General features: G+C 68.1%; 13 protein-coding genes. 5 read left to right on the top strand and 8 right to left on the bottom strand.

Going from position 1 to position 11967, the window contains the following annotated elements:
* Positions 1-376: GNAT family N-acetyltransferase (locus KF903_RS12830; protein ID WP_291215496.1), on the bottom strand; the 376-nt coding region annotated here is incomplete at its 3' end.
* Positions 377-672: 296 nt separating this feature from the next.
* Between KF903_RS12830 and KF903_RS12825 the strand changes: the two genes are divergently transcribed.
* Complete coding sequence (locus tag KF903_RS12825; RefSeq protein WP_291215493.1) at positions 673-1260, top strand: hypothetical protein; 588 nt, start codon at positions 673-675, stop codon at positions 1258-1260.
* Between the two features lie 10 nt (positions 1261-1270).
* Entirely contained in the window at positions 1271-1825 is a 555-nt protein-coding gene (locus KF903_RS12820) for a hypothetical protein (protein ID WP_291215491.1), read from the top strand.
* Between the two features lie 167 nt (positions 1826-1992).
* On the opposite strand, the gene purB is transcribed toward KF903_RS12820, so the two are convergent.
* Together purB and KF903_RS12810 are read right to left on the bottom strand one after the other, a co-directional pair.
* Positions 1993-3357 carry an adenylosuccinate lyase gene (gene purB / locus KF903_RS12815; RefSeq protein WP_291215488.1) on the bottom strand — a complete coding sequence of 455 codons (1365 nt, stop codon included), beginning with the start codon at positions 3355-3357 and terminating at the stop codon, positions 1993-1995.
* Positions 3354-4673 carry a hemolysin family protein gene (locus KF903_RS12810; RefSeq protein WP_291215485.1) on the bottom strand — a complete coding sequence of 440 codons (1320 nt, stop codon included), beginning with the start codon at positions 4671-4673 and terminating at the stop codon, positions 3354-3356. The genes purB and KF903_RS12810 overlap by 4 nt, the downstream gene beginning before the upstream one ends.
* A 261-nt stretch (positions 4674-4934) precedes the next feature.
* On the opposite strand from KF903_RS12810, the gene KF903_RS12805 reads away from it, so the two are divergent.
* Both KF903_RS12805 and KF903_RS12800 read left to right on the top strand, forming a co-directional pair.
* Entirely contained in the window at positions 4935-6329 is a 1395-nt protein-coding gene (locus tag KF903_RS12805) for a class II fumarate hydratase (protein ID WP_291215482.1), read from the top strand.
* Between the two features lie 219 nt (positions 6330-6548).
* Positions 6549-7712: a hypothetical protein gene (locus tag KF903_RS12800; protein WP_291215479.1), complete on the top strand. Its 1164-nt coding sequence runs from the start codon at positions 6549-6551 to the stop codon at positions 7710-7712.
* Between the two features lie 185 nt (positions 7713-7897).
* On the opposite strand, the gene KF903_RS12795 is transcribed toward KF903_RS12800, so the two are convergent.
* Genes KF903_RS12795 through KF903_RS12775 form a run of 5 tightly spaced genes read right to left on the bottom strand, consistent with a single transcriptional unit; the run spans position 7898 to position 11084 of the window.
* Positions 7898-8443, bottom strand: a complete 546-nt coding sequence (locus KF903_RS12795) for a DUF2884 family protein (protein WP_291215476.1) — start codon at positions 8441-8443, stop codon at positions 7898-7900.
* A 22-nt stretch (positions 8444-8465) separates the two neighbouring features.
* Positions 8466-9440 (bottom strand): hypothetical protein, encoded by a 975-nt coding sequence (locus tag KF903_RS12790; RefSeq protein WP_291215473.1) that lies wholly within the window; start codon positions 9438-9440, stop codon positions 8466-8468.
* Positions 9437-10294, bottom strand: coding sequence for an ABC transporter ATP-binding protein (locus KF903_RS12785; RefSeq protein WP_291215470.1), 858 nt, complete (start codon positions 10292-10294; stop codon positions 9437-9439). Before KF903_RS12785 ends, KF903_RS12790 begins: the two co-directional genes overlap by 4 nt.
* Positions 10291-10659, bottom strand: coding sequence for a GntR family transcriptional regulator (locus KF903_RS12780; RefSeq protein ID WP_291215468.1), 369 nt, complete (start codon positions 10657-10659; stop codon positions 10291-10293). Before KF903_RS12780 ends, KF903_RS12785 begins: the two co-directional genes overlap by 4 nt.
* Before the next feature lie 5 nt (positions 10660-10664).
* Positions 10665-11084 carry a hypothetical protein gene (locus KF903_RS12775; protein ID WP_291215466.1) on the bottom strand — a complete coding sequence of 140 codons (420 nt, stop codon included), beginning with the start codon at positions 11082-11084 and terminating at the stop codon, positions 10665-10667.
* A gap of 328 nt (positions 11085-11412) precedes the next feature.
* On the opposite strand from KF903_RS12775, the gene KF903_RS12770 reads away from it, so the two are divergent.
* Positions 11413-11958: an RDD family protein gene (locus KF903_RS12770; protein ID WP_291215464.1), complete on the top strand. Its 546-nt coding sequence runs from the start codon at positions 11413-11415 to the stop codon at positions 11956-11958.
* Positions 11959-11967: the final 9 nt, after the last annotated feature.

The following is an 11967-nucleotide window of genomic DNA, read 5'->3' as shown; positions in this document are numbered from 1 at the left end:
CTTCGGCGACGAAGCCGGCGCGTTCGTAGAAGCCGATCGCGTGGCTTTGCGCGTGCAGGTCGAGCTCGGGCCAGCCACGCGCGCGTGCGTACTCGACCAACGTGCGCAGCATGGCCTCACCCACGCCCCTGCCGCGCCACTCGCGCAGCACGGCCATGCGCCCGATCGAGCGCGCCGGCGTCAGTCGCGCGGTGCCGATCACGCTGCCGTCCGCGCCGCGCGCGGCCACATGCACCGACTGTGCGTCGAGCGCATCGAGCTCGTCCGCCGCCGCAACGCCCTGCTCGAGCACGAACACCTGTTCACGCAGCGCACGCAACTGGGCTCCATCGCGTTCCCAACTGGCCATTTCGACGTGGAAGTCCTCGTGGATCATGGCGGTCTCCTCGTACCGGTGCTGATGGATCCGGCTGCGGTGGTCACGGATGCGCAGGCCTCCGCCGCAGTGTAGCCGGCGGCGCGGCGCACCCGCATGCTGCGGCCACTGCCCAGCGCAGACGCAGGCCGCGCCGACATGATGCGGCGCAAAGTGTGACGGGTTTGGCAGCGCCACCGCCGACCATGGCGCTACCAGCAAGTGGGCGTGTTGCATTAAGGTCGCCATGGATCCGGCGACCGGCCACCACTGGGGTGCCCCGGGGCAGGTCCATCCAAATCCTCAAGGGGACAATCATGAATGTGAAGCCTTACGGGCTGTTTGCCTGCGTTGCGCTGCTGACGGCGGGGCCGTGTCTGGCCCACGATTCCGACCACCTGCAGGGCATGGCCACGGCCACGGCCGGCCAGCCGCTCGCGTTCGGGCCCGATGACGCGCTGGAGTCAGGCATCGCCGCGGCCTCACCTTTGGTGACATGGAAGTACTATTTCGTGCCAGCGGCTGCCATGGTGCGTCGCAGCAGCAGCGATGTGTCCAACTACGTCGGCGGCGGCTGCATCAGCGCAACGTCCGGCATGGTCGTTTCCGACATCCAGATCGAAGATGGCGCCTCGATCGCGGTGGTGCGCCTGTACTACAAGGACACCGACGCGAGTAACTCGGTGACTGCGTGGCTGACGTCGTACGATGCGGAAGGTGGATATATCGATCATGGGTCGGTGAGCAGCGACGCGGCGACCGGATACGGCAACAAGGCCGTCACCTTGTCGCCGCCAGTCGTCGTCAGCAACTCTGGGCGCAGCTACGTGCTCAATCTGCGCCAATTGGGCACCTCGACATCGATGCAGATGTGCGGCGCGCGCGTCTTCTACAGCATTCCATGAGGAGCCGGCCATGAAGCATTCAAGCACTTGGCCCGCCGCGGCCATGCTGGCCCTCGCCTGCGTTGCGGCCTCGTCGACGTTTGCGCTGGCGGCCAACACCGATCCCGACTCGGTCGTCGCACCGGCAGCGACGCAGTGGCGGATGACTCCAGGCGTAACCTTCGTGCCGCGCAGCTCGGACATGAGCGTGACCTATGTCGGCGCCGGCTGCGTGACCGCACCGGTCGGCACCGGTCTGGCGCACAAGGTCGTGCTGGGTGACGGGATGACAGCGCGATTCGTGCGGCTGTATTACCGCCATGACCCATCGGTAAGGCTGCTGTTCGCCCTGACACGCTACGACGCGCAAGGCGCTTTCACTGATTACGGCACAACGTATTCCACGAGCGCCGCCGGCTATACCTCGATCCTGTCACCGGAGTTGGCCCATGTCGTGGATGCGGCGAACTACGGCTACGTCGTCAACGTGCAGTTTTGGAACAACCCGGACGCGATCTTCGCCAATGGATTCGAAAACCCACAGCCGCCGCTGTTCTGTGGAGTCCGGTTGATGTGGGATGAGTAGACGATCATTGCGAAAGACCTGCCGTCGCGGTCCATGGACGGACCGCGCGCGATTCGGCGATTGGCTTCACCCGGCGGTGGCGTGCATGTCGGTGTCGGCACGTGCCGCGCTGCGCTGCCGTTTGGCATGCGCTGCCGGCACGGTCCCGCGCGAAGCGCGCGCCACGCTCAGATGGCGCGTGCGAGCGTGGCCGCCAGCCCCGTGTAATCGGCAGGCGTCAGTGCGAGCAGGCGCGCCTTGGCCGCTGCCGGCAGGTCGAGCCCCTGCACGAACTCGCGCAGTGCCTCGCGCGTGATGCCTTGGCCGCGCGTGAGTGCCTTGAGCTGTTCGTAGGGCTCGGGCAGGCCATGGCGGCGCATCACGGTCTGCACCGCTTCGGCCAGCACCTCGCAGCTCGCATCGAGGTCCGCGGCAAGGCGCTCGGGCGCCACCTGCAGCTTGCCCAGTCCGCGCGCCAGCGCATCGAGCGCGATCTGGGTGTGACCGAACGCGGTGCCGAGCGCGCGCAGCACGGTCGAATCGGTCAGGTCGCGCTGCCAGCGGCTGATCGGCAGCTTGGCCGAGAAGTGTTCCAGCAGCGCGTTGGCGAGGCCGAAATTGCCCTCTGCGTTCTCGAAATCGATCGGGTTGACCTTGTGCGGCATCGTCGAGGAACCGACTTCGCCGGCCTTGAGCTGCTGGCGGAAATAGCCCAGTGAAATGTAGGCCCACACGTCACGCGCGAGGTCGATGAGGATCGTGTTCGCGCGGCGCATGGCGTCGCCCAGCTCGGCGATGCAGTCATGCGGCTCGATCTGCGTCGTGTAGGGGTTCCAGACCAGGCCCAGCGACTCGACGAAGCGGCGTGCGAAAGCCGGCCAGTCGACTTCGGGGCAGGCGACCACATGCGCGTTGTAGTTGCCGACCGCGCCATTGATCTTGCCGCTGAGCTCCACGGCGGCGATCTGCCGGCGTTGGCGCTCGAGCCGCGCAACCACGTTGGCGAGCTCCTTGCCGAGCGTGGTTGGCGAGGCCGTCTGGCCATGCGTACGCGACAGCATCGGCAGCGCGGCGTGCGCGTGCGCGAGTGCGCGCAGCGTCGCCGCAATGGCGTCGAGCGCCGGCAGCAGCACGCTTTCGCGCGCGTCGCGCAGCATGAGTGCGTAGGCGAGGTTGTTGATGTCCTCGCTGGTGCAGGCGAAATGGATGAACTCGCGGATGGCGGCGAGTTCGGTGCTGTCGGCGACCCGTTCCTTGATGAAGTACTCGACCGCCTTGACGTCGTGGTTGGTGGTGCGCTCGATGTCCTTGATGCGCGCCCCATCGCGCTCCGAGAACGTGTCGGCGATCGCCAGCAGTTCGGCCTGCGCCGCGCCCGACAGCGGCGGCACCTCGACGATCGCCGGCTCGGCCGCGAGGGCGGCCAGCCAGCGCGCCTCGACCAGCACGCGGCGCTGCATGAGCCCCAGCTCGCTGAAGATCGGGCGCAACACGGCGGTCTTGGCCGCGTAGCGGCCATCAAGCGGGGACAGGGCGGTGAGGCTGGCGCTCATGCGGGTTTTTCCGGGGTGCTGGAATGGGGATGGACGAGGATGGTCTGGATGCGCGGTCCGCGCATCGCCTGCACGGTGAGATGGAAGCCGTCGAAGGCGAGCGTCTCGCCGGCATCGGGCAGGCGTTCGAGGCGGTGCACGATGAGACCGCCGACGGAGTTGACGTCGGCCGGCGCGGCAATGTCGCGATCGAGCAGGCGTTCGAGGCGGTAGATCGGCGTTCCGCCCGACACCGTGAAGTCACTGCCGGGCTTGCGCGTGGCGCCGCCGCCACCGCGTGTGCGCACGTACTCGTCCTCGATGTCGCCGACCAGCACCTCGAGCACGTCCTCGAGCGTGAAGAAGCCGGCCACGCGGCCCGACTCCTCGATGCCGAGCGCGAGATGGGTGTCGCCGGCGCGGAATCGCTTGAGCACGCCGAGCAGCGGCGCATTGAGCGGCAACAGGATTGGTGCCCGCAGCAGCGTGGTCAGGTCGCTCGTGTCGGCGCCCTGCGCCATGGCCTGCAGCAGGTCCTTCATGTGCAGCACGCCGCGCACCACGCCGTCGCTGCCAAACCACGGGTAGCGGCTGTAGTGCGAGCGGGCGAATTCGGCCAGCACGTCCTCGCGGCTCATGCCATCGCGCAACAGCGCGAGCTGGTCGCGCGTGCGCAGCACGTCGCCGACCACGAGCTCAGGCAGGTCGAGCGCGTTCTGCATCATCGCCCATTCCTCGCCGCTGCGGCTGGCGCGCTTGGCGTGGATGATGAGCTTGAGTTCGTCGCGCGAGTAGTGGCTTTCCTCGCCATGTCCGGCCGGGCCGACTCCGAACAGGCGCAGCATCGCGAGCGCACTCGCGTTGAGCAGCCAGATCGCCGGATACATGATCCAGTAGAACACGTACAACGGCGTGGCCGTCCACAGCGACAGCGGCGCCGGTTTGCGGATCGCGAGCGTCTTGGGTGCCAGTTCGCCGAGCACGATGTGCAGGAACGAGATCAGCGTGAAGGCGGCCGCCAGGGCGATGACGCGCGTGCTCTCGGGACCGATGCCCAGCGCGAGGCACAGCGGTTCGATGAGATGGGCGAACGCAGGCTCACCGACCCAGCCCAGCGCCAGCGAGGCCAGCGTGATGCCGAGCTGGCAGGCCGAAAGATAGACGTCCAGGTGCTGGTGCACGCGGCCGAGCAGGCGGCCGCGCCAGCCATGGCTGGCGGCGAGCGTGGTCGCCTGGGTGTGGCGCAGCTTGACCAGCGCGAATTCGGCGGCGACGAAGAAGCCGTTGAGCGCAACCAGCAGCAGCGCCGCGGCGACGTAGGCCAGGTTGGAGAGCATTGCCTGCGGGGCAGCGGTGGGTCGCGGATTCTAGCATCCGGGCCGGCGCGTGCCGTGGCGGGTTCCGATCGGGGCGCTGCCGCCATGTGGCTGGTTTCGCGCGCGCCAGCGCCGGCGGTTTCGCTGCGCCGGCCACGGCCAAGGCGCGCGGTTGCCGCAGTGATCGGCGGTAGCGATGCCACTGATCCGGCAACTGACGACGCGGCTGGCTCGGCATCGCCGGCTATAATCGCGATCCCCTTTTTCATTCGCAGGTGAGTCATGGCCACGTTCCGGATCGAACGCGACAGCATGGGCGAGCTCAAGGTACCCGCCGATGCGCTGTATGGCGCGCAGACGCAGCGCGCCGTCGACAACTTTCCGATTTCGGGCCTGCGCATGCCGCGCGAGTTCATCCGCGCGCTCGGCCTCATCAAGTCGGCCGCGGCGCAGGCCAATGCCGACCTCGGCCACCTCAAGAAGGCCTCGGCCAAGGCCATCCGCAAGGCCGCCGAGCGCGTTGCGCACGGTGAGTTCGACGCCGATTTCCCGATCGACGTGTTCCAGACCGGCTCGGGCACCTCGACCAACATGAATGCGAACGAGGTGATCGCGCACGTGTGCGCGCAGGGCGGCGTCAAGGTGCATCCCAACGACGACGTCAACAATGGCCAGTCGTCCAACGACGTGATCCCGACCGCGATCCACGTCAGCGCCACCTTGGCCGTCAGCGAACACCTGCTGCCGGCGCTCACACATCTGAAAAAGACCATCGACGCGCGGGCGAAGGAGCTCAGGAAGGTCGCCAAGACCGGTCGCACCCATCTCATGGATGCGATGCCGGTGACGTTCGGGCAGGAACTGGGCGGCTGGTCGGCGCAGTTGCGTTCCAACCTCGCGCGGCTCGAATCGGCGCTGGCGCGCATGCGCCTGTTGCCGCAGGGCGGCACGGCGGTCGGTACCGGCGTCAATGCCGACGCCCGGCTTGGCCCGCGCGTCTGCGCCGAGCTTTCGAAGATGACGGCGGTGAAGTTCGCTTCGGCCGATGACTATTTCGAGGGCATCAGCTCGCAGGACGCCGCGGTGGAACTGTCGGGCCAGCTCAAGACGCTGGCGGTCACGCTGACCAAGATCGCCAACGATCTGCGCTGGATGAACTCCGGTCCGCTGGCCGGGCTGGGCGAGATCGAATTGCCGGCGTTGCAGCCGGGTTCGTCGATCATGCCGGGCAAGGTCAACCCGGTGATTCCCGAGGCGATGGCGATGGTTTGCGCCCAGGTCATCGGCAACGACACCACGATCACGATCGGTGGCCAGGCGGGCAATTTCCAGCTCAACGTCATGCTGCCGGTGATCGCGCTCAACCTGCTGCAGTCGATCCAGCTGCTCGCCAATGCCTCACGCCTGCTGGCGGACAAGGCGATCGCCGGGTTCAAGGTGCGCGAGGACAAGATCCGCGAGGCGCTCGACCGGAATCCGATCCTCGTCACCGCCCTCAATGCCGAGATCGGTTACGACAAGGGCGCGGCGACGGCCAAGCAGGCCTACAAGCAAGGCCGGCCGATTCTCGACGTCGCGATGGAAACCACGGGCCTGTCGCGCGCGCGCCTGCAGAAGCTGCTCGATCCGATGGCGCTGACCAAGGGTGGCACCCACGGCGGTTCGGCGGGCGGTTGATTGCACGACCGGGTGTGAACAATGGCATATGCGGGCCGCGTGGTGGGCGGCATAATTGCCGGTCACTTGGCCGCGCCGATGACTGGCCCGCGCCGCCGTTGCCAGCCGCGGCACGCGGCGCCGACACGGACGTGGCGGGATTTGCGCAGCGCGGCCGGCACGGCGCGCCACTGCGGCGCCGCGCGTGCCTGGCAACGATTCAATGAAGGGTTGGCAATCATGTTGAAGACACTCACTCTCACCCTGGCACTGGCCGCGGCACCGACGCTGGCGCTGGCGCAACAGAATACCGACATCGACGGCGCCAGCTTCCAGAGCGGTGGCGCCGACGCCGCGCTGGCCGCGCTCGGTCGCGAGGCCGCGGCCTCGGGCGCGCGGCTCGTCATCACCGCCCCGCACGATTGGCATGACCGCATCGCGGCCAAGGTGAAGGCTGGCGGCAAGGCGCAACTCGTGCTGCGCGACGGGTTCTACGAAAGCGTGCTGGTTCGCGTCGAGGACCGTGGCGCAGCCAGGCAGGAGGCGGCCAAGGAAGCCGCCGTGAGCGCCGCTGCGGAACGCACGCGCGCCGAAGCGCAGCGCAGCAAGGCGGAACTGGAGCAGGCCAAGGCCGAGGTCGAGGCCGCGCGCGCCGAGGCTGAGCGCGCCAAGGCCGAGGCCGAAGCCGCGCGCGCAGCGGCCGAACGCGCCAACGCAGCGGCTGCCGCCGCCCGTGCGCAAGTGGAAGCCGATGCAGCCGCGCGTGCCGAAGCCGAGCGTGCCGCCGCCGAGAGCGCGCGGCTGGAAGCCGAGCGTGTCGCCGCTGCGGCAGCGGCAGCCAACGGCATCGACGCGGTGCGTGCACGTCTGGAGAAGTCGCTCAACGACGGTCGACCGGCCAGCGGTTCGCTCAGCGTCGACAAGCTCGCCTCGGGCGATACGCTGTACGTCGATGGCGCGGTGCGTGCCGTGGTGCGGCGCGACCGTGGCAAGGCCCTGCTGTACTGGCTCGACGGTGACCTCGACCTGCGCCGCAGCGAACTCAAGGAGCTGGCGCCCAACCGTTACCAAGTGCTCGGTCTCATCCGTGGCGAGGGCACGCTGCGGCGTGAATTCGCCGACGCTGGCCGCGTCGAGGCGCAGGTTCCGGCCGCCAGTGCGGCGGCGCGGCTGAGCTTCGAGCAGAACCTCAACAATGGCCAGACCTTCAACGACACCTTGCGGCCGGCCGATCTGCGCAGCGGCGACATGCTGTACGTGGACGGCAGCACGATCGCGGTCGCGCATCGCGATGGCCTGACCCTCAAGCGCTACTGGCTGCAGGGCGCGATCGATCTCAACCAGGACGGCCTGCTGCGCGAAGCGGCCAGCCGCTACCGCGTGACGCGCGACACGATCCGCTGACCGTCGCTGGACGGGCGCGTTGCCGGGGCGGTCGCCGCGCGCGGCACCCCGGCGTGCCGGGGCTTTTGCCGCGGCCCCGCGCGCGGGCCGCACCGTCGTGAATTCCGCGCAGGCGGCCGCGCGCGGCGAGGGTGATCAGGCAGGATCGATGCGTCGTCGGGGCCGCTTGAGCGGCCCTTGCGCGGTCATGGCCGCTGCGACTGCCGGCCCGTGCAGCTGGCGACCTCGTCGGCGGTGATGCCTGCATACGGCGCGAAGGCGGGCAGGCCGGTCGCAATCGTCTGCTGCTGCGCGCGCAGTCGCGCCAGGTCGACGCAGATGCGTGCCGCCGCGGCATCGACCTCGGCCGCCTTGGCGTCGACCTTGCGACCGATGCTGTCGGGATCGCCGCTGGCAAGGCCACTGGCGACCGCGCCCAGCGCGGTCGTGGCGGTCGCCACGCCCGCTCTGCCGGTGGCCAGCGCGTCATCCATGAGGGTGCGGATCCGGGTGTGGAAGTCCTTGAGCTGCGCCTGCTGCGCAGGTTCGAGCGGCACCGGCCTGGCGTCGATCGACAGACTGCCATCGTCGGCCAGGATCGCCATCGGCGCCGTGCGCGAGTAGAGGGCGACATGGGTCGCATCGACGACGCGGAAATGGCGGAACGAGACATCCTCGTGGCTGCAGGCGCCCAGCGCCGTGGCGAGGGTGAGTGCGACCAGAGCCGCGCCGTGACGGATTGGCAGGTTCATGCAGTACTCCAGTGCGCAAGGCTCAGACCGAGGTATCGATGCGTCGGCCGCGCGCCCAGATCGCGGCGCCGACCAGGACCAGACCGGCCACGACGCCGAGCCACAGTTCGAGTGATGTTGCGCTGGCCAGCAGCCGCGCCGGGTGCAACAGGCCGCCATCGTCGCTGCTGCCCGCGTGCACGATCATTTGCCGCATGCCGCCGTTTTCGATCCCCATCCAGCCAGCGGGCATGACGCCCAGCAGCAGGCGCCCGGCCATGCGCATGAGGTCGAGCGTGCCACTGAAGTTCGGTGCCCCGAGCACGCCGATCCACCAGTTCGCAAACACCACCAGCAGCGGCACCATGACCGCCCACAGAAACGGCTTGCTGCGCACCCACGCTGACCAGAACAGCAGCCAACCGACGGTAGGCAGCGCCCACAGTGCATCGAGCGGGATCGTCAGCGCCAGGCGCCACAGCGTACGCAGTGGATGCGAGGCGGCCAGCGCGGGCAGCACGTTGAGGCCATGCAGCGCCAGCCAGGCCGCCACGAGAATGACGAACACGAAGTAGGCGAGCGTAGCCACCACCAGCACGATCGCGGGCGCGACCAGCATCGCGGTCAGCGCCTTGGACAGCACGGTGGCGCTATCCGACACCGGCAACGATTTCCAGAACAGCACGCTGCGGTCGCGGCGATCGTCGTACAACGCGCCCAGCAGATAGAAGAACAGCACGAAGAACAGCGCGACGCAGGGGATCGTCACGAACATGAACTGCGCCGCGTCGAAGGCACGGCCGGCGTCGGCAAAGTCCCTGCTGCCGATGCTGGCGCGCATGGCGTCGAGCGACATGCCGGCGATCTGCACATGGGCGCGCGCGCGAAACACCTCGGCGGCGATCATGCCCAGTACGGTCAACCCGAGGATCACTCCGCTGATCCATACCGGCGTCCACAGGAAGCCACCGCGGTGTTCCCAGTACTCGCGCTTGAGCAGGATGGGCAGCTTGTTCATGCGTAGGTCCCTTTCATGGTGGCGACGAACAGATCGGCCACGCTCGGTTTGTGCAGTTCGCCCAGTTCGGCCAGTCGCGCCGGCGCGACGCCATCGAACAACATGATCGATTTGCCGAAGATCTGGCGTTCGCTCAGCGGGCCGAGCGCGCGCGCGGCATCGATCCGGTCGGGGTTGACCATCACCTCGACGTAGCGTTCGCCGATCGCATCCATCGTGGCCGACAGCACGAGCTGGCCGCCGCGGATGAACATGAGGTCGGTGAGGATGTGCTCAACCTCCTCGATCTGGTGGGTGGTGACGAGGATGGTCTTGTCCTCGTCGAAATAATCGCCCAGCAGCGATTCGTAGAACGATTTGCGGTACAGGATATCGAGCCCGAGCGTGGGCTCGTCGAGCACGAGCAGGCGGGCGTCGATTGCCATCACGAGCGCCAGGTGCAGTTGCACGATCATGCCCTTGGAGAGCTCGCGCACGCGCATGTGCGGGGTCAGTTTGGTGTGGGCGAGGAAGGCCATGCACTTGTCGCGCGAAAAACGCGGATGCACCGCCGCCACGAAATCAATCGCCTCGCGCACCCGCAGCCAGCGCGGCAACACCGCGACGTCGGCGATGAAGCACACGTCTTCCATCAGCCGGGCGCGGTCCTTGCGGGGGTCGACGCCGTTGACGGTGAGTTCGCCTTCGAAGTCGGTCAGGCCGAGGATTGCCTTGAGTGCAGTGGTCTTGCCGGCGCCATTGGGGCCGATCAGGCCGACGATGCGGCCGGCTTCGATGTCGAAGCTGACGTCATCGAGCGCACGGGTGGTGCCGTAGGTCTTGCGCAGGTGGCGGGCCTGGACGAGCGTGGTCATGGCTGGGGATCCTCGCTGGACTCGGCCAGCAGTTGCTTGAGGTCGAGGCCCAGTCGCGCGAGGCGTTCGCGCAACGGCGGCCATTCGTTGCGCAGGAAGTGTTCGCGCTCGGACTTGAGCAGCGCCGCGCGCGCACCGTCGGTCACATACATGCCCAACCCGCGCCGCTTTTCCACCAGCACCTCGTCGACCAATTCCTGGTAGGCCTTGGAAACGGTGATCGGATTGATCTGGAAATCGCCTGCCACCTGGCGCACCGACGGCAATGCGTCGCCGGGTTTCAGGACGCCGTCGAGGATCATCGCCACCACGCGGTCGCGCAACTGGCGATAGATCGGCGTCGAGTCGTTCCAGGTGATGCTCATCGCGATCACTCCTCGATCGAGGCGCGCAGTGGCTTGGCGAACGAGTAGTAGGGCATGGTCAGCGCCGAGCCGGCGGCACGGCGCACGAAGTCGCCGGCAACATTGGCGGACGCGGTGCGCGGGCGGGTGGCGGTGCCGTTGCTGCCCGCAGTGCTGCGGGCGGCGGCGCCGGCGTCGCTGGCGCGCACGGTCACGGTGTCGAGCGTGACCGTCGGCAGGTCGGACTGGGCGGTGGTCGAGCGCAGGGCCGGGGTGGCGGCAGGCGCCAGTTCGGTCGGGCCGGTCGGGCTCATTTCCAGCGACAGCGCGCCGAGGGTGAGGCCGGTTCCGGCCAGGGCGGCCAGCACCAGCATCGTGCGCAGCACGTGCGTCGGCAGGCGCGAAGCGGTGTGGAGCAGGTCATGGTAGCGATGCAGCGTGGTCATGGCGGCCTCCGTCGGCGCTTGATGAAGTAGTGTTGTAGCGAACTATAACACCAGTTTTGCCCCTGTCAACCGTGGCGAGGCATGACTGATGACAGGGGCTCGAGTGCAGCATGGCCTGCCGGCCATGCAGCGTCCGATCCACCCGGCGCGGCGCTCCCGCTGGCGCCCGATCGCATATGCGCGTGTGCTGCGCGCGGCGGCGCAGCGGTTATTTGTGATCTCCGCGTGGCGCCGGTTACAGTGCCTGCCCGTTGCGCCAGCGCGGTGCCCAATGCGATCGGCGCGGGCGCCGCCGTTGCCACCACCAATCGTTCAAGGGGAGATCGTCATGTCGTCCGCACCGCCACCGCCACCGCGACCACACAATCCCTACGCCGCGCCGAGCGCGCGCGTGCAGGACGTCGTCAGCGACGACTCGCTGGAACTGGCCGAGCGCGTGATCCGGCTCGGTGCCTACCTGCTCGACACCGCGGTCATCGCGATCCCGGCAATCCTGTTGGCGATCGTGCTGCCGTTTGCGGCTGGAGCCACGGCCGAGGGCGGGACGCGCGCTCCGGGGCTTGGTTTCACGATCGGCATGACCGTGTTCGGCCTGTATGCGCTGGGCGTGCTGGTGGTCAACCTGATCTGGCTGCACCGCCATGGCCAGACCATCGGCAAGCGCCTGCTCAAGGTGCGCATCGTGCGCACGAGCGGCGAGCGCTGCGGCCTGTTGCGCATCATCTTCGCGCGCTATGTGCCGGTGGGCTTGCTCGGCGCGATCCCGCTGGTCGGCTGGCTGGTCATGCTGGCCGATCCCCTGCTGATCTTCCGCGAGGATCGTCGTTGCCTGCACGATCTCATCGCCGACACGATGGTCGTCAAGACGACCTGATCGGCCGCT

The organism is Dokdonella sp. (genome assembly GCF_019634845.1).
Lineage (GTDB): Bacteria > Pseudomonadota > Gammaproteobacteria > Xanthomonadales > Rhodanobacteraceae > Dokdonella_A.
Note: the sequence above shows the minus strand (reverse complement) of the source record. Positions and strands in the feature narration are given on the sequence as shown.